Origin of the sequence: Enterococcus sp. AZ071 (genome assembly GCF_050499065.1) — a bacterium.
In the GTDB taxonomy this organism is placed as follows: Bacteria; Bacillota; Bacilli; order Lactobacillales; family Enterococcaceae; genus Enterococcus_A; species Enterococcus_A ferrettii.
This window is the reverse complement of the sequence record NZ_JBIPAS010000001.1, coordinates 2,504,900-2,523,014: the sequence shown is the minus strand read 5'-3', so window position 1 is coordinate 2,523,014 and position 18,115 is coordinate 2,504,900. Positions and strand designations below refer to the sequence as shown.

The following is an 18,115-nucleotide window of genomic DNA, read 5'->3' as shown; positions in this document are numbered from 1 at the left end:
TGAAATGAAGGGAGAAGTGGCAGATATTGAGAAAGCTTACAACAGTATTAAGCAGTATCCTGTGTTTCTGTTTCTTCTTTTGCGGCATGCCCACCGTGCAAGCGGCAAGAGCACTTCCTCCCGGCATGGTGATCGGGGATTCCGATGGCATGTATGCTACATCCGAGGGAGAATATTACATTGATTTAGTGGATATTCTCCCGGGTGATGTCTACGAAAAGGAAATTACGATTCGCAGCTTGGACTTGGAAGAACCCTTCTCATTAGGGATGCTAGTAGAAAAAATCGACTCGAGTGGTTCAATAGCTTGGGAAAATCATATTACGATGACCCTAACCTTAGATGGAAAAGAGATTTATCAGGGTCCGCTATTGGGGGATACCAGCCGAGATTGGACGAAGATACCCTTGGAATTAGGTGTATGCAAGTATGGGACAGATAAATTGCTGGTTGCTAAATTTAAAGTAGATTCGGCTCTGACTAATGAGAATTTGCGAGAGAAAAGTACGTTGAACTTTTACTGGACGTTTCTAGGAACAAAGGATCAACCGACCGAACCAAGCTCCTCGACTGAACCATCTTCTTCAGGGAAACCGATAGCTTCAGCCGATAGCTCTAGGCAATTACCGCAGACAAAACCAAGTACACCAGCATCTTCTGGTTCCAGCGGTAAGCTTTTACCGCAGACAGGTGAAGAAATTGTTTACCTGTTTCTGACAGGTTTGCTGCTGGTGTTGATTGCCTTGTTCTTATGGAAAAAACGGCAAGAGGAGGAGCAGGAATGAATCAAAAAGAAAAACGCCAGCATTTGTTTCGTGTATTTCTCAAAAGCAAAGGCTTATTCGCCTGCTTCTCTATCGTTTTGAGTCTACTTTTGATAGTTGGAAGTACCTATGCTTGGATTACGTCAGCGGATGAGCGAGTCAATCGAACCGATGCAAATCATCGGAAGCTGTCGGCGATTGTGGAAGAGGATTTTAGTCAAGTCTTTCACTGGGCACCTGGGACTACGAAGGAAAAGAATGTCCGTGTTCGCAACACGGGTGAAGTACCGACAATTGTTCGTATTTCCTTAAAAGAATTCTTCGTAGGATTTGAGACTGATACAGCTGATAATCATGTTTCTGGTGACGGCAATGGGAATTTGAAAGTATATGGACTACCTAGTGCTACAACGATTGATGTGAAGAAAACTGATACATGGGTTGTTGGGAACACATATGGTGTGAATACAGATACCTATTACAAAGCGAATATTGCTCTATTGAATCAGATGTACCCTTATAAAGGTACTAGATCTGAACCTCTGTCTAAGATTGAAATGAATTTTGAAGCGGGAAAAGTCTTTGATCAGAACAGCCCGCCAGCGGTTAATGAAAGCAGCTATTGGTACTTCGAAAAAGGCTATTTCTATTATTCGGAGGTCCTTCAACCGAATGAAGTTACACCAAATCTATTGGATAGTGTCTCCTTGAGTGCAGCTTATGCGAATCAAAACAAAGGAGCGTTATACAAGTTAGTTCCTGAAATGCAGGCACATGATTTAACCAAAGATCTGCTTTCAGATTGGAGTATCTCCAACGGTGATTATGCCTATAAGATGTACCAAAATAAACTAGATGTCCCCAAATAGGCGAGGAGGAGCGAGATGAAGGTACAGAATAAACAAAAACGGCGTGCTGTCTACCTCGTGGTCACGTTAGGATTGATCCTCCTGCTAATTGGCGGCAGCTATTTTGTGTATGCGGCAATGACAGCGACGGATAAAAAGGAGAATGACTTTCTAATTGGACAAGTGGAAACCAAGCTGGAGGAAGTATTTGACGACAGCTTAACCGAAATTCCTAAAAACCAATCGATTGAAAAGAAGGTTACGATCAAAAATACGGGAACGATCAATCAATTTGTTCGAGTAATGGTTCTGCCAGAGGTTCGAGCTGAAGTAATCGGTGATTCAGTAAACAAGCAAGTTCTACCCTTGGTCATCGGAACGGATTTAGTGTTGGAAAATTTAAACGTAAATGAATGGAAAGATGGTGGGGATGGCTATTACTACTATGTTAAAGAAGCAGTGAAGCCGCAAAAATCTACTACCAGTCTGTTTGATTCGATAAAGTTATCTGATCAGTTAGGTAATCAATATCATGAAGCAACATTTTCCTTATCATTGAAGGTTGAAACAATTAATTGCCAGGAAGCGGCCTATCGCCAGGCTTGGTGGCAAGGAGCCGTGCCAACTGACCAGCCGCTAAAAGCCATCGATGATTCCTTGAAGACTATGACGGACAACTAGGGGTACAGATTTTCTGTATCCCTTACTATTAAATGATCAACACTCATGAGATGAGTGTTTTACCAAGTGGAACATTGATTTGATGAGTTTTGAGAAAAGGAGTCGAGAAGAATGAAGAAGAAAAACAGGGTTCGTTTTCTTTTATCGAAAAATAAGCAATGGAAAAGAATGCTGACATTTGTAGGTTTGATTGTTTTGGTCGCTGCTGGTGTAGTTGCAAGTGCCCATTTACGGCAGAAGAAGGAGTCGGTATCAGCCCATCCAACCAATACGATTAAATTGGATGAAGCCGGAACAAATGAATTTGAGGTTCCAGTGGACGGTCAAACAAAATTAGAATATCAAACTGGTTACGATCTTTTTCGCCAATATGACATGAATATTCCTTCTCTAGGGAAGCAATTGTCAGAGACGGAAACGGCAAAAACTAAGCTATTTAGTAGTCAGATTCGGAATTATACAACAAAGAGTTACATTACTAGCAAAGGGAATGTAATATCTATGCAGATTTTTACTACTTATCCCTATGGAGCTGGGTACAGCAATATTAATCAGACAAGAATCATTTTGCAGTCCCGGACTGGAGAGGTTCTAGATACTAAATGGGTGCATGAAACGCCAAATAATATTAATCAATCCAGTGGGAATAAGCAAGTGGTTTATAATACGTTTTTCCAAAAAAGCGGAACAGAATTTATGGCTTTATACACAACAAGTTCATACAGCATCAATACAACTACCTTTGTGGATGAGGGAACCCATCTGTCTATATCTCCGTTAGATAATAAACGAGCTGTTGATACAAGTACAGTTGATATGAAAAGTCAGGTTATTCAGGGCTGTTGGATTTCAAATTCCGGTACCAATGTGAGTACACCAGTCATCTATCCAACTTCTGCTGATAAGAGCGCATTTATTAGCATTGAACATTTTAATGGTCAGTTATTGAATAGAATCGAATTTGAGGCTTCACCAGATGTCGCAGCGGAACTTCACGGAGCAAATAGTCGTAATTATGCAGGAATTAACAATATGTATCCGATCAGTGACACGGTTGTGCTAGGCACAGAAACAACTTCTACTGAAATGGGCGGTTACGTAACTAGAATTTGCCGATGGGAAATCAATCCAACAACTAAGAAGGCTAGCCGAACGGAGATTGCTCGTTACCCTAACTCGACAGTAGGGTTTCAACCAGATATATCTGATAAAAACAAAATAATTGCTCAAGTCTATAGAAATAGTGCAGTAGGCGAAACACAAGTAGAGATTATTGAATTAGATGTCACTACATCAACAATAAAAAACTTAAAGATATTTCCTAAGGGAACTAGATTCCGCTTTTCAAAACAGGGCTCAGGCTATTTTTATGCTGGTCAAGTAAGCAATATTGAAGGAGCGTTAGAAAACATTGGAAATCAGCCAGGAATATACAGTGGCTATATGGACGCAGACTTTAATTGGAAAAGTGCTTCTTCGATTCAATTAGAATTTCCAGAGACAACTTCAGTGATTGAAATAAATAATTTTGTTGGGGATGAGGATTTGTTCGTTCTTTCGGGGGCTTTTACTACACGAGAAATCAATTTCATCGATGAGGTAATTTATGGGAATTTCCCTGGTGAGGTAGCCAGCGGATCGAATAAAGAGTGGTCCTCTCAGGCACTTTCTCCAAGTAAGGGAAATGCTTTTGTTTCTATTCTGCGTAAAACTGATGATTGGTCACCCTTAATTAAAGCTCCTGACCCATTTATCGTTGATCTAGATGATCCAGCAGTGAATCAACAGGCAAGTTTGGATCGCTGGCTGTTAACCGGGTCGAAAAACGGAGTGATAACTGATACTAAAGCTACGCAGGTTTATGACACGATGGATATCGATAAAGGGCTGTTTCTTTATGATATTTCCTGGTTGAGAGAAAGGATTAATAAAAATCCTAATTCGCTGGTTTATGAAGCGGATGGCACAACACTGAAATCCTCAGATCCGATTGACTGGGCGAAATTAGGCTTCGATAAAAATAAATCTGGTCCACAGCTGTTGACCTATTTTGTTTCAGACAGTCAGAAGCAAACATCAACGACCTCTACTTACATTAATAATGTGACAGACGAGACAGTGATTGATGAAAAGGATGAATATGCATTGGATGCAAAGAATTTTCATGTTCCACTGAGCAGCGTGGCGACTGATATGGCAGATGAAGCAACATTTAAGAAGTTTGCCAAAACAATGGCTTGGAATTTAACTAAACATGGCAGCAGTGACGGCGATTATGGAAATGGTTTGGATGAGGATGGGACAGATTCAAGCAAGTTATCCAGCAAGGTAACTGTGGATGCTAATCAGCTAAAAGCATTACAAGAGGCAACGTTTGCGAAGCCGTACCCTGTGGATGTGGTATACAAACCAAAAGCTGGTGTAGAAGTCAAAAACCGCGTATGGGTATTTGTAACGACAAAGAATACTATTCCAAATAGTGAAACGAATCCAGCGATTACACCAAAGGATACCAACGGAGTAGTCTACTATGCGGATGACTATTCAATCCCATTTCGACTGCGCGGAACACAGGACCGGGATCAAGTGCTGACCAAAGGCAAGGTGAGGGTGTACGATTATTTTGATTCTACCCATGAAACAGCTGCAGAATTGCCAACATTAGCAGATGCTGGAAAGAATGCAAATAAATTGGTAGTTGATTTGCCAACCATTCAAAATGCTCTGGAGCCTGGAGTAGTCAGGCCATCTGTCAGTTATACGTGGGATGGAGCCACCGATGGCAATCACACGGCGGGAACGGCAACCACTGGCTATTTGGATATCACGTTAACGGGTCATGCACTGTGGCATGTGCGTCAGGTAGTGTTAAATTCTTCAGCAGAAATTGTTATTCCAAGTAAAAGCTATTTTGATATACAGAATATTTTAGATAATAGTGGCAGTCCAGCAATCGATCCTAACTATCAGGCCAACCTTACTGCTAATTCTGGAAAAGCTGCAGATCATTCTGCATTCACTGAAGTATCGATTCCAACGGATCATTTGGCAAGTATAAATGATCAAGTACAATTGTCACTAATTACACCAGAATTTTATCAGTACGTAGGGTATTATTGCACGACTCAGCAAGGGGATCCGCTGGGCGCAAGCCATAACGGAAATACTTCCTATACGGCAGGGAACCCTCAGATAGCCAAAAATACTTTAAATAACGATGGCGAGTTTTGGATAACCATGTATGTTAAACCGAATACAGATGATAAAGGGACGACTAAGACACCGCAGCCGTACAGCTGGGATTACGAGAAAAATGATTTAGGGAAAATTAAAACCAAATAGGAGAAAGAGGCGAGGCAAACCATGGTCTACTTGTTATTACTTTTATTAGGCCTAGTAGTGCTGGTTCAAAGCTATTTGTTGTTCTCGCTGATGAAGGGTCAACAGGAGTTGCAAAAAAAGATGGCTCGGTTATTGCGAGATAAGCAGCGACCGGGGGCAATACAACGAAAAACTCAGGGAGAAAGAGGAAGGACACGATGAATCTTGGCTATGCACGCGGGTATCAACTGACCCAACAATTGGATATGCTGGAGGATTACCCAGTGGATGAACTCTTTTCTGATGGCAATCAGGAGGCAGAGGCATTGGATTCACCTACTAGTGAGTTTCAAGCGTTAATGAATTTTGCCCAACCAGGGGATCATCTGGTGATTGCTTCCTGGGAAGTCATTTCTCGTGATTATCGCCAGCTTCTGACCTGGCTGGATCAAATGGAAGTATTAGAGGTTACACTTGATGTGATTAATTTACCACAATTAAGTTTAACAGAGTGGCGGCAGATTTTTCTTTGGACGCTGCGCAATGATCGACTGCTGCACCCGATTTTGGTCAAATCAAGCAAAGAGCGTGGTCGCAGCAAAGACGCCTATACTCTTTTCAGCAAGGAACCTGAAGCACGGAAGCTTTATCGTGAGATCATTTGGTTGTTAGTTGAAAAGCGAACGATCCGTCAAATTTCCCAGCAAAAACGCGTGCCGATTGAGACAGCATATCGCATTCAACAAGAATTGAAACAAATTCAGCTAGCTATTGTTTTAGTAATTTGTTTCCTGTTAGCTATTTTTAGTATCAAGTTGGCAGAAACCTACTTTGATCAATTGTGGATACAGGTAGCTATTTGTATCGTGGTAACACTGGTAATACTGTGGAATGTACTAATGGATACTGAAGAAATAGAAACGAAGACACCCATCAAAGAGAAAAAAATTCCGAAAAATTAAAGAGAAGGTGAATGCCATGCAACATGCACTAATTCTAACGAAAAATACCTTAATTGAAGAGGAAACGATTCATTATTTACAACGACTAAATTTTGAGATTCTATGCTCAACTGATTTATTCTATCGTTTTCAAAAGTATGAGAACAATGCCTTTCTTTCCTATTTCCGTTGGATTATCTTAAGCGAAACTTTATGTCATGAGGAGGTCGAGTCACTTCTTAAGCAATTAAAATCTTATCCATTAGTGATCTTACGGATAGCTGAGAAATATCCCTCAGAGGAGGATCAAGCCTATTGGAAAGAGTTGGGTTTAACGGACTGGTTAGTAAAAGGAACCAGCTTTAGTACATTGAGAGAGCAAATTAACCAAGTGCAATCACGGACACAAAAGGAAGCAGCAGCAATGAACCCGGTTCTTTCTTTTCCTGCCAAAAGCGATATTCCTGCGAATCCTAATAAGGAATTACTGATAAAAAGTTTTTCAAAGACTGAGAAGAAAGTATTTGAACAATTGCTGGGGGCTAATGAGAAGGGGCAGGTGCTTTCACGGCATGAGCTTTGTGATTATCTCTGGAACGAAGGTGGCACGCCATCTAATATGAGTCAGTTGTCTTCGTTAATTAATAAGATGAAACGTAAATTCGAGTTGGCAGGAATAGCTAGCGGAACGATCACGACTCTATGGGGAAGAGGTTATCAGTTGAGCAGTGAATTTTATGATTATTGGACGCAGTGTACAGAATCAGAAGGTTCTTTATTGTCTTACACACTATCTAATTAAATAAAGAAGCGCCGCTCAATCAAGTGCCTTGATTGGGCGTATGACTACATAGTAATAGTTTAATCATCAAAAACTCAAGAATAACTCTTAAACTAAACAACTGCCGATTTTTGAGTTTGCTTATTAACTTTTCAGCGGATTCCATGTATAGTAACAGTATCAAAGGATACAAAGGAGTCCCTCCATGAAAAAACGCGAATTCATTGTGCAAGATTTGCTTAGTAAAATATATCAAGAAGAGTTTAAAAACGGTAAGCTGCCGAATCAGCGGGATTTAGCACAGATTTATGGAGTGTCGCGCTTTACTATTCAGCAAGCCGTAAAAAATTTGGAGGAAATCGGGATTGTGCGGGTCGTTCAAGGCTCGGGGATCTTTGTCCATGAGAAATGGGTCAAGAATCCGTTGATTTTTAACTCGTTGACTCGGACACCCTATGATCGAATTGACTCTAAAATGATTGAGTTGAAAAGGGCACCAGCAACCTTGGAGGAGCAAAAAATTTTCCAAATTGGTGCAGAAGATGAAATCTGGACTTTTGAGCGGATTCGAATTGTCAATTATAAGATTGAGCAGCTGGAAATCTCTAAGCTACCGGTTTCAATGTTTCCTGAGTTTTCACAGGAGGCAGTGGAGCATTCGATCCAAAATTACGTGGAAAAACAGGGATACCGTATCTCTCATTACATCACCAGCTATGATCCGATTACTACCAATAAGGAACAATCGCGCCTGCTTTTATGCAAGCGCGGAACACCAGCGATGCAGATCACGAATCGGGCAATCTTAGAAGATGGTCAGGTCTACGAATACAGCAGTATTATTGCGATTGATTACTCAGTGACCTATATCCGACCTTTTGACCGTGAAATTCATCGTTCACGAATAGACTAAACCTCACGAATCTCAAGTAAATGTCTTGAGATTCGTGAGGTTCTTTTTTGTTATGGCGTTACAATTGTTCCGTCGGGTGTCCGGCTTTGTGTCCATTCATGAGGACGGTAAACGACTGGGTGCTCTTCAGCTAATTCTTCATTAAAGGTTACACCGATTCCGCTTTGTTCAATCGGATAGAAGAATCCTTTTTCTGGTGCTGGAATATTGCCGAACAGGTTGCGAGTATTTTCGGGAATATCAATGTTTTCCTGAATCGCAGCATTATGCAGGTGAATGTTCAAATGAGTATTCACCGCTAGACCAACTGGGCTGATATCGGATGGCGTATGCCAAGCAATTCGGACGCCCATTGCCTCACAGAAATGAGCCAGTTTCAATGCGGGTGTAATCCCGCCAATTTGAGAAACGTGTGCCCGCATAAAGTCGATTTGACGGTTGCGTACAAGTTCTTTCCATTCCATCGGGTTGTTGAACAGCTCGCCAGTAGCAATTGGCGTTGCCGATTGGTTGCGTAATTGAGCCAACCATTCATTTTGATTTGGCGGTAAAATATCCTCTAAAAAGAATAGATTGTATGGCTCAGTTGCTTTAGCAAATTGAATCGCTTGATTCGGATGTAGACGTTCGTGCACATCATGCAGCATTTGAAACTGATTGCCATATTTTTCTTTCACAGCTTTAAACATTTTTAAGGTTGTTTGCATATAATCCTCTTGGTCGAAGTAAGAACCTTTAATCGGCTGCTCTGGTGTTTGAAGATTCTCAGGATTACCGCCGTAGAAGCCTAATTGGCAACGGATATAACGATAACCTTCTGCTAGAAATTTATCGATTTCTCCATAAAGGTCGTCCAAATTGTCTGCAACTGCATGAGTATAAGCTGGAATAGCAGTACGAGCTTTTCCACCTAATAGTTGGTACAATGGCATATCAGCCAATTTGCCTTTGATATCCCACAAAGCCATATCTACACCAGAGATTGCATTGTTGGTGATAGGCCCATTGCGCCAGTAAGAATTCACGTTCATTACTTGCCAGATGTCTTCGATTTGATTGGAATCGCGACCGATTAGCAGCGGCTTCAAGTATTCTTCTACCACTGTTTGAACGGCCAACGGTCGGAACTGAAAGGTGCCGCAGCCTAGACCGGATACCCCTTTGTCGGTTTCAACTTTGACCACTAATAGATTGTGGCGATCTGGTTTGATCGCAAAGCTTTTTATATCAGTAATAATAGTTGGTGTCATTTTAATCACTCCAATTTTGTAATACGAATCATTTCCACACTCATTGAAACATGGATACCCAAGCGGTGTCAATTTGGTCTAAAAAATACCAGCTTGACAGTATAAAACCAGTCCAATTTTTCTTAAAAATATTTTAAAACGTTGATATATAGCGGTTTTTAATATAAAAATAGTAAAAAGGACTGGTTTTACAAGTTGGGAATACCATGCTACTATGTGAGGGTGAAAACGGAATCACAATTCTCAGGCGAAGTTGACTAGTCCGAGCCTGAATCACTTGTTCCGTAAGAACTAAGGAGGGCTACTAAAAATGAAACATGAAGATATTGCAAAACAGATTATAAAAGATGTCGGCGGAGCAGATAACATCAATAATGCTTGGCATTGTATGACCCGCTTACGCTTTAACCTAAAGGATGAGAAGAAGGTCGATTATGCGGCTTTAGAAAAGATTCCTAAAGTAGTAGGAACCAAATATCAAAGTGATCAATTACAGGTAGTTATTGGAACGGACGTAGCTGATTACTTTGCTCCGCTTGCTAAAGAATTAGGCTTGGATGAGAATAGCCAGCAAGAAAATACTGAGAAAAAAGGCGCAGTTTCCTTGTTTATGGATACTGTATCAGGGGTATTCGGACCAATCGTACCTGCGATTGCCGGTGCTGGAATGATCAAAGGATTGATGGCAGGGTTAGTTGCGTTAAATGTCATCTCGAACCAAACAGATACTTATTTAGTGATTGATATGATTGCCAGCGGCGTATTTACATTCTTGCCATTTTTCGTTGCCGCTTCTGCTGCCCGAATTTTCAAAACGAACCAATATTTGGCGATTGCGATTGCAGCAACCTTACAGTTTCCAACGATGACTAATGCGGTCGCTGAAGGAAATGTTTCAGCTTTCCAATTGTTCGGGTTAGTCCCAGTTCCGGTCTTTAACTATGCAGGAACGGTTATTCCGATTATCTTTGCAGTGTTGGCCTTAAGCTACATTTATCGTTGGGTAGACAAAATCTTGCCGCAAGTTTTACGAACGGTATTTACCCCAACAATTTCCTTGTTCGTGGCTGGTTTAGTTACGTTAACAGTTATTGGACCAATTAGTATCCATTTAGGAAATCTGTTGGCTGCAGGTGTTGCTGGTCTGTTCACGATTTCACCAGTGTTAGCAGGGATTGTCGTAGGTGCGATTCGACCAATTGCCATCTTTACTGGTTTACACCATGCCATGACACCAATTGCTTTGCAGAATTTTGCGAACCAAGGTTATGACATGTTGATGCCTATGATGTTTATGGCAAATATGGCGATTACTGGTGCCACAGCAGCTATTTACACAAAAGTAAAAACCAAAGAAGAAAAATCAATCGTTTTATCTTCTGCAGTATCAGGAATTTTAGGAATTACCGAGCCAGCTCTATTCGGTATTTTATCAAAATACAAAAAAGCCTTTATCGCGGCCACTATCGGAAGCTCAGTTGCATCAGCATTTATCAGCTTCTTCGGGGTTCGGATTTATGGCTACATTTTATCAAGTATTTTCAGCTTGCCAGCTTACATTGGGCAATACTTCATCTTTGCAGTGTTAGGAATCATCATTGCATTGGTTCTGTCTTTTGCCCTAACTTACATGATGGTACCAAAGGAAATGGATGAAGATGCTGAGTTAACCAATGAAGTTGATCTACATGCCGTTTCAAAAGGTGCATATGTTCCTTTAGAAGATGTACCAGATGAAGTTTTTTCAACTAAAATGATGGGTGAAGGTTTTGCTATTAAGTCAACTGATGGTGCGGTGTTCTCACCAGTTTCCGGTACAGTGACCACCGTTTTTCCTTCAAAACATGCAATTGGAATCAAAACCAGCAATGGTGTAGAGGTTTTAGTTCATATGGGAATTGATACAGTTGCTTTAAATGGTCAAGGCTTTGAGGTATTTGTCAAAGAAGGCGACCAAGTATCGATTGAAACAAAACTGGCACAAATGGATTTAGCTTATATCCGCAATCAAGGAAAAGAAACAATGATCATTGTTGTGATTACCAATATGGATCGTGTCCTGTCATTTTCAGGTATGCGGGATCTAGAAGGCCAGCATCCAGCAGGAACTTTGTTGGAACGGGCAGTTCTTAATTAATAGACTGGAGACGTTTGAGTATGAAACGAGTAGAAATTTTATCACGTTTAGAAAAAGCTGGAGTCATTGCTGTCGTACGGGGAAAAGATCAGGCTGAAGCTGTAAAAGCTAGTCATGCGATTATTGAAGGTGGCGTAATCGGGATCGAAGTAACATTTACGGTGCCGAACGCTCAAGCAGCAATTCAGGAGTTAGCGGATGCGTATCGTGGACAAGAGGTTGTGATCGGAGCAGGAACAGTATTGGATGTTGTGACTGCCCGTTTGGCTATCATGGCGGGGGCGGAATTTATTGTCAGCCCTAGCTTTAACGCTGAAACTGCTGAGCTATGCAACCTTTACCAAATTCCATATCTGCCAGGCTGTATGACGATTACTGAAATGCAAACAGCTTTAAAGAGCGGTGCGGACATTATTAAGCTGTTCCCAGGTAGTGCTTATGGTCCAAGTATTGTGTCAGCAGTCAAAGCACCATTGCCGCATATTAACCTGATGCCAACAGGCGGCGTTAGTCTGGAAAATATGGCTACCTGGTTTGAAGCTGGTGTAGTGGCTGTGGGAGTTGGCGGCAATTTGTTGGCACCAGCAGCTGAAGGTGACTTTGCCAAGGTAACGGAGATTGCTCAGCAATATGCTGCAAAGCTGGCTGAAATTAGAGGAATTACTCATGGCTAGAATCGTTTGTCTAGGGGAAATTATGATGCGCTTATCCGCTGAGGTCGGCACACGCTTGAATCAAACCAATCAGCTAGATGTTTTCTATGGTGGTGGTGAGGCAAACGTAGCCGTTTCTCTGGCAAACTATGGTCATCACGTCCAATATGCCAGCAAGGTAGCAGATAATGCCTTCGGACAAGCTGTAGAAAGGCATTTGCACAGCTCCGGTGTTGCTACTGACTTTTTATTAAAAGGATCTGGTCGGCTGGGTACTTATTATGTGGAGCAAGGGATTGGTCAGAAGGCGACTAAAGTAGTGTACGATCGTCAAGGTTCAGCTTTTGCTTTGATGGATAAACTTGAATGGGCTGTGCATGATTTGTTTGCGGATGCGGATGTCTTCCATGTTTCAGGAATTACACCAGCTCTTTCTGAAGACTGGAGCAAGTTGACAATTCAATTGATGCAAGCAGCTAAAGCAGCAGGCTGCAGGGTCAGCTTTGACAGCAATTATCGTCAAACATTGTGGACACAACAAGCAGCAGGTGAGTTTTTGCAAAAGGCTTTGCCTTATGTAGATTATTGCTCAGCTGGCCACATGGATGCGATTCATTTGTTGGGAATTGAAGAGGAAGCAGAAGCTGATGTAACACACTACTATCAAGCGATGCAAAAGCTTTTCCCAAACATCGAAGTCTTCTTTTCGACTAAGCGGACAGTTCATTCGACTAGTGTAAATGAATTACAGGGAAACTTATGGATCAAGGGAAAGTGCTACACATCGAAAAACTATAACATCAATCCCATTGTTGACCGAATTGGCGGTGGCGATGCCTTTACTGGTGGGCTGCTGCACGGCCTATTAGCCAAGATGAATCCACAGGAAACAATTGAGTTTGCGACTGCTGCCGCTGTATTGAAACACTTCGTCAAAGGAGACTGCAACCAATACAGTGAAGACGAAGTAGTGCAGTTTATGAATAGTGACAGTGCGAAGATTAGTAGATAAAAAATACAGCAACCAGTTACTTTCGATTGAGAGTAACTGGTTGCTGTTTTTAGTAACAAATCTTGCAAGGTGTAAGATTGCCTACGCTATCAAGTGAGACTTCTTCAACCGAATTGGCATTGCTTAAGCCTCGGCAGCCTGAATTTGAATGGTATTTCGTTCCTGATTGAGGTGCAATGAAAACCGTTTGAACCTGTGGCTGCGCTTGGGCTTGAGCAGCCGCTTGTTGGGCTTCTGCTTCGGCCTGCTGTTGGGCAGCGAGAGCTGCTTGTTGCTGGGCCGCAGCCGCCTCTTGAGCGATTCGTTCTTGCTCCGCTTTTTGTGCTGCTTCCTGAGCTTGTTGTTGTTCTAAAGCAACGCGCTCTGCTTCAGCCTTTTGCTGTTCTTCAATCTTTTGCGCCTCTTCAGCTTTTCGTTGTTCCTCGGCTATTTTTTTCTGTTCTTCTTTTCTTTTAGCCTCCGCTTGTTTTTCTGCTTCCAGTTTTGCTTTGCTAGAGGAAGCGGTGGTCTTTTTGCTTTCTTTGGTTGTTTGACTAGTTGATTCTGAAGTGGAAGAAGCACTTGTTTCTTTTGTACTTTTATCCACTGCGGCTATCTGTTCCTTAGTTGCAGAATTCTCGCTGGCAGGAAGCATTGCGAAACCAGCGATGGTTACCGCAAAGGCAACAGCTGCGGTGACAATTGCTTTTTTAGCCTTACGATTATCTTTTTTTATTAGGAATAAAATCATCGCACCAACTGCTCCGATAAAAGCAGCTAGACCTGCTAAGATGATAAAGACACTCCCTAAAGCGAAACACAATCCAATCAGAATAACTCCTGCAACTATTTTCCCCGTATTCTTTTTCATCTTCTTTCCTTTCCTTTCTTTGAACAAAAATTCTCGTTAAATAGTTCAGCATTTCCCCAAATGCGTACTTAATAAAATAATACTATATTTAATAATAAAAGATAAAGTAGAATTTGTCTAAGCAAATAACGGATTGGGATTATTTAGAAGTTAAGACTAAGAAAGAAATGAAATTATTAAGCTCTACTTTTAAGTGGAAATCACTAATTCTTAGCTGATTCATTTGTTTGAATTGCCAGGAATCATTAAGAATTCGGGATTTTTTTATGATCTTTTTGAATGAACTGCTTTTATAGGCTGATTTTATGGCATACTAATCAGAAAATGTCGCAGAGGAGGGATAAAGATGACGAAGCTATTGATTGTGGATGATGAGGCAGATATTCGGGAGCTGGAAAGAATGCTGCTGACATCTTATGTAGATGAAATTATTGAGGCGGAAAATGGCCAAGAAGCTTTGTCTATGGTAGATCAAGAGGTGGCTCTGATTATTATGGATTATATGATGCCTAAGATGAACGGTGTGGATGCGGTAAAGGAAATACGCAAGACTTATTCGGTTCCAATTCTTTTTATCTCTGCAAAGGGTCAAGAATACGATAAAATTGTTGGTTACTCCGCGGGGGCAGACGATTATTTAGTTAAACCTTTTTCTCCTCAGGAATTGCAGTTGAAGGTTCAGGCAATGCTGCGGCGTTACTTAAATTATAGTAGTTCGCAAACTCAAACGAATCAGTCAATTAATATTCGAGATATGGTATTGCATCCGGAAACACGCAAGGTTATTTTGGCTGATCAGGAAGTTACCTTAACAGGAAAAGAATTTGATATTCTACAGCTGCTGGCAGAGTCGCCAGCACATGTTTTTTCAGCGGAAGCGATCTATGAGGCTGTGTGGCAGGAACCCTATTTTTACAGTTCCAGCAGTACGATTATGACTCATATAAAAAAACTGCGGCAAAAAATTGAAAAGGACCCGAAAAAACCTCAGTATATTTTAACCGTGTGGGGAGTGGGGTATAAGATTGAACAATAAAAAAACCACCTTTCCTAAAGAAATTTTTCGCTATCTGATTCTAAGTATCTTGAGCGGTGCAATCCTATTCTTGCTGCTGTTTTTAGGCAATCAAGCGTTGTACCACCAGGTGATTCAACCACAAATGGAAAAGAAGGATTTTTCAGAAGCGACCACCGAGTTTCAAGAATTTGTAAGTCAGCAAGAGGCGGACAGCTTAGGCCGGTTTACTTGGCAATCCTCAGACGGAACGGTCTTTTACTTACGCAATGACTCCGAAAATAGAAATGAACCGAAATTCCATAAAGAACCAGCAGGGCCAATGGAGGAACGGCGGCCATTAGGGACAGAAAAATCCGCTGCAATTACTTATTCGGATGGGGAAACAAAAACAACCTTTTTAGTAGTTGAGAATCGGTGGCCGATGTATATCGGGATTGTAGCAGCAGTAGTTTTGGGGCTGCTCTTTGCGATCGTCTTGTTTTATCACCAATTATTGAATAAGGCGAAATACATGCACCAAATCGAAAAGGGAACAATTATTTTGGAGGCGGGTGATCTGGACTATCGAATTGCCGAAGAAGGGCATGATGAACTGACACAGATTGCGGCCAGCATTAATCGAATGAGTGAATCTCTTAGCGAGAAGATCGTTCTGGAAGCAAAAGCTACCCAAGCGTCACGAGAAATGATCAGTGACCTAAGTCATGATATACGTACCCCGCTTACCATTTTAAGCGGCTATCTGCCGGTGCTGCTAGAAACCGAATTAACTGAAGAGCAGCGAAAATATTTGAATTTGATTCATAAAAAGACCCAACAGATGAATACTCGAGTGAATGATCTGCTGGAGTATGCAACGATTTTTTCCGGTCAACGTCCATTAGAGCTGCAAACGATCGACAGTCGGATGCTGTTTGAACAATTCATTACGGAGCTGCTGCCGATTGCAGAGGTCAGCTACGAACTGACTATTCCCCCACAGGTTAAATTGGTGGGAGATATGAGCTTGCTGGAGCGCTTGTTCGACAATCTTATTTCTAACATTAACCAGCATGCTGATCTTGAGAAGGAGGTCAATATCCAGATTCGTGTTCAGAATGAACAGCTTTTGGTGACAATCAGAAATGCCATTGGCGGATCAGATTCAAGTATTGGAAAGTCCTTAGGGGTGAAAATTTCTACGATGATCGTAGAGTTGCATCAAGGGCGCATGACCAGTAAAACACTCGGGGGAATCTATCAAACGGAGATCATTCTTCCTGTAAAGTGGGTGAACTAGCTGAGTAGGAATTTGAATAATGTTAATTACCTAGTAAGAGCAGTCAGTGAATGGCTGCTCTTTTTTTGTTCTTTTTCAAGCTTCAGATTTGTTCAGATTTACTTCAGAAGGAGTTCAGATTCATTGGGTATGATACATACATCGCTAATAAATGGACCTGCAAGGAGGAATACCCGTATGGCAAAAGCAAAAGTTAAGAGCGGCGAAATATTTGAGCGCCGAGAGAAGAAATATCTACTGACACCAGAGAAGTATGATCTGCTGCTAACTCGTTTGCAAGAATATATGACGATTGATGAGTATGGGCTGCATACCATACACACGATTTATTACGATACAGAAGATTTGGCAGTCATTCGTCATTCGGTAGACCAACCCAAATTTAAAGAAAAAATGCGGCTGCGCAGCTATGGCTTAGCAACCAATCAATCCACTGTCTATCTAGAATTAAAAAAGAAGGTAGCAGGTGTGACCTACAAACGCAGAACGGCTATGACGTATCAGGAGGCGAAAAATTTTCTGAATTATGATGTGAAGCCGCAAGTACAAAAGCAAATCTTCAAAGAGCTTAATTGGTACACCCAGCAACAAAAGCTTCAACCAACAGTTCTAATTAGTTATGACCGCATTGCTTTGAAATCTAAGAAGGACGAAAATTTTCGTATCACCTTTGATCAGAATATTCGTTACTCTTTGGAGCATTTCGAATTGGATCAGGTGGATCAACATCCGCAAAAACTATTAACAATTGAACCGACTGTCTTAATGGAGGTCAAAATTTTTGAGGCTTTTCCGTTAGAAATCAGCCGACTCTTCTCTGAATTACAAATTTTTCAAGGGAAGTTCACGAAATATGGCAATGTTTATCATTGGGTGTTGTTCCCTGAATGGGAACAACAGCATATTCGTCAAAGAAAACAAACGATCAAAACAATTGAGCGAGGGGAATCAATTTATGCTTGATAGTATTCTTAGCAACAACGTCAGTGAGATGACTGTTACGTTGACTCAAATCTTATTAACTATTTCATCTAGTCTTATTTTAGGCTTTATCATTGCGATGGTTCATAAATATCATAACAGCTATTCCAAAAATTTTATGTTCACTATCGCACTGCTTCCGGTTTTGGTTTCTTCGGTCATTATGATGGTCAATGGGAACTTAGGGGCAGGGATTACGGTAGCCGGCGCCTTTAGTCTCGTACGTTTTCGCTCTGCTCCGGGAAATGCTCGTGAGATTACCACTATCTTTTTCTCGATGGCCGTTGGGTTAGCGATTGGGATGGGGTATATCGTTTATGCGACGATCTTCAGCCTATTTGTCAGCTTAGCAATGATTGTTTATACCAATTTGAAGTTTGGCGAGGCTACGGAGAATGCTCGCCAAGTACGTATTACAGTTCCTGAGTACACCAATTATATGAAGGATTTTGATCCGGTGTTGAAAAAATTTACCAGTTATCATCAGCTGGATCAGATCAAGACGACCAACTTAGGCAGTTTGTTTGAAGTATCCTTCACGGTTCATGAGAAAAATCCTTATCAGGAAAAGGAATTCTTAGATGAGCTGCGTTTAGTAAATAGTAATTTACCTATTGTTGTCCAGCCAGCAGGAAGTGGGAAAGACTTGTAGTCCACAGAAAGAAGGGGGCTCTTATGCTGATCTG

Annotated in this window: 17 protein-coding genes; 15 read left to right on the top strand and 2 right to left on the bottom strand. The window is 41.3% G+C overall.

What is annotated here, in order from left to right; translation table 11 throughout:
• Positions 1-26 precede the first annotated feature (26 nt).
• From IGI49_RS12470 to IGI49_RS12435, 8 genes are all read left to right on the top strand, one after another.
• Positions 27-785, top strand: a complete 759-nt coding sequence (locus IGI49_RS12470; protein WP_429964740.1) for an LPXTG cell wall anchor domain-containing protein — start codon at positions 27-29, stop codon at positions 783-785.
• Positions 782-1,633 carry a BsaA family SipW-dependent biofilm matrix protein gene (locus IGI49_RS12465; RefSeq protein WP_429964739.1) on the top strand — a complete coding sequence of 284 codons (852 nt, stop codon included), beginning with the start codon at positions 782-784 and terminating at the stop codon, positions 1,631-1,633. The genes IGI49_RS12470 and IGI49_RS12465 overlap by 4 nt, the downstream gene beginning before the upstream one ends.
• Positions 1,634-1,648: 15 nt before the next feature.
• Positions 1,649-2,293, top strand: coding sequence for a hypothetical protein (locus IGI49_RS12460; protein WP_429964738.1), 645 nt, complete (start codon positions 1,649-1,651; stop codon positions 2,291-2,293).
• 111 nt (positions 2,294-2,404) lie between these two features.
• Positions 2,405-5,635: a hypothetical protein gene (locus IGI49_RS12455; protein WP_429964737.1), complete on the top strand. Its 3,231-nt coding sequence runs from the start codon at positions 2,405-2,407 to the stop codon at positions 5,633-5,635.
• Positions 5,636-5,656: 21 nt separating this feature from the next.
• Positions 5,657-5,836 carry a hypothetical protein gene (locus tag IGI49_RS12450; protein WP_429964736.1) on the top strand — a complete coding sequence of 60 codons (180 nt, stop codon included), beginning with the start codon at positions 5,657-5,659 and terminating at the stop codon, positions 5,834-5,836.
• Complete coding sequence (locus IGI49_RS12445; RefSeq protein WP_429964735.1) at positions 5,833-6,576, top strand: recombinase family protein; 744 nt, start codon at positions 5,833-5,835, stop codon at positions 6,574-6,576. Before IGI49_RS12450 ends, IGI49_RS12445 begins: the two co-directional genes overlap by 4 nt.
• Positions 6,577-6,592: 16 nt before the next feature.
• Positions 6,593-7,357: a winged helix-turn-helix domain-containing protein gene (locus tag IGI49_RS12440; protein ID WP_429964734.1), complete on the top strand. Its 765-nt coding sequence runs from the start codon at positions 6,593-6,595 to the stop codon at positions 7,355-7,357.
• A 184-nt stretch (positions 7,358-7,541) separates the two neighbouring features.
• Positions 7,542-8,249: a GntR family transcriptional regulator gene (locus IGI49_RS12435; protein ID WP_429964733.1), complete on the top strand. Its 708-nt coding sequence runs from the start codon at positions 7,542-7,544 to the stop codon at positions 8,247-8,249.
• A 50-nt stretch (positions 8,250-8,299) separates the two neighbouring features.
• On the opposite strand, the gene IGI49_RS12430 is transcribed toward IGI49_RS12435, so the two are convergent.
• Positions 8,300-9,499, bottom strand: a complete 1,200-nt coding sequence (locus tag IGI49_RS12430; RefSeq protein ID WP_429964732.1) for an enolase C-terminal domain-like protein — start codon at positions 9,497-9,499, stop codon at positions 8,300-8,302.
• Between the two features lie 310 nt (positions 9,500-9,809).
• Between IGI49_RS12430 and IGI49_RS12425 the strand changes: the two genes are divergently transcribed.
• The 3 genes from IGI49_RS12425 to IGI49_RS12415 are packed head-to-tail and all read left to right on the top strand — an operon-like array spanning position 9,810 to position 13,301.
• Positions 9,810-11,636 (top strand): glucose PTS transporter subunit IIA, encoded by a 1,827-nt coding sequence (locus IGI49_RS12425; protein ID WP_429964731.1) that lies wholly within the window; start codon positions 9,810-9,812, stop codon positions 11,634-11,636.
• A gap of 20 nt (positions 11,637-11,656) precedes the next feature.
• Complete coding sequence (locus IGI49_RS12420) at positions 11,657-12,310, top strand: bifunctional 2-keto-4-hydroxyglutarate aldolase/2-keto-3-deoxy-6-phosphogluconate aldolase (protein ID WP_207700916.1); 654 nt, start codon at positions 11,657-11,659, stop codon at positions 12,308-12,310.
• Positions 12,303-13,301 carry a sugar kinase gene (locus IGI49_RS12415; protein ID WP_429964730.1) on the top strand — a complete coding sequence of 333 codons (999 nt, stop codon included), beginning with the start codon at positions 12,303-12,305 and terminating at the stop codon, positions 13,299-13,301. The genes IGI49_RS12420 and IGI49_RS12415 overlap by 8 nt, the downstream gene beginning before the upstream one ends.
• A 49-nt stretch (positions 13,302-13,350) precedes the next feature.
• On the opposite strand, the gene IGI49_RS12410 is transcribed toward IGI49_RS12415, so the two are convergent.
• Complete coding sequence (locus IGI49_RS12410) at positions 13,351-14,151, bottom strand: hypothetical protein (protein WP_429964729.1); 801 nt, start codon at positions 14,149-14,151, stop codon at positions 13,351-13,353.
• 346 nt (positions 14,152-14,497) lie between these two features.
• On the opposite strand from IGI49_RS12410, the gene IGI49_RS12405 reads away from it, so the two are divergent.
• The 4 genes from IGI49_RS12405 (at position 14,498) to IGI49_RS12390 (ending at position 18,081) form a co-directional block, all read left to right on the top strand.
• Positions 14,498-15,187, top strand: coding sequence for a response regulator transcription factor (locus IGI49_RS12405; RefSeq protein WP_429964728.1), 690 nt, complete (start codon positions 14,498-14,500; stop codon positions 15,185-15,187).
• The gene (locus IGI49_RS12400) at positions 15,177-16,448 is read left to right on the top strand and encodes a sensor histidine kinase (RefSeq protein WP_429964727.1); all 1,272 of its coding nucleotides are present in this window, start codon (positions 15,177-15,179) and stop codon (positions 16,446-16,448) included. Before IGI49_RS12405 ends, IGI49_RS12400 begins: the two co-directional genes overlap by 11 nt.
• A 177-nt stretch (positions 16,449-16,625) precedes the next feature.
• Entirely contained in the window at positions 16,626-17,411 is a 786-nt protein-coding gene (locus IGI49_RS12395; RefSeq protein WP_207700911.1) for a polyphosphate polymerase domain-containing protein, read from the top strand.
• Entirely contained in the window at positions 17,404-18,081 is a 678-nt protein-coding gene (locus IGI49_RS12390; RefSeq protein ID WP_429964726.1) for a DUF4956 domain-containing protein, read from the top strand. The genes IGI49_RS12395 and IGI49_RS12390 overlap by 8 nt, the downstream gene beginning before the upstream one ends.
• Positions 18,082-18,115 lie beyond the last annotated feature (34 nt).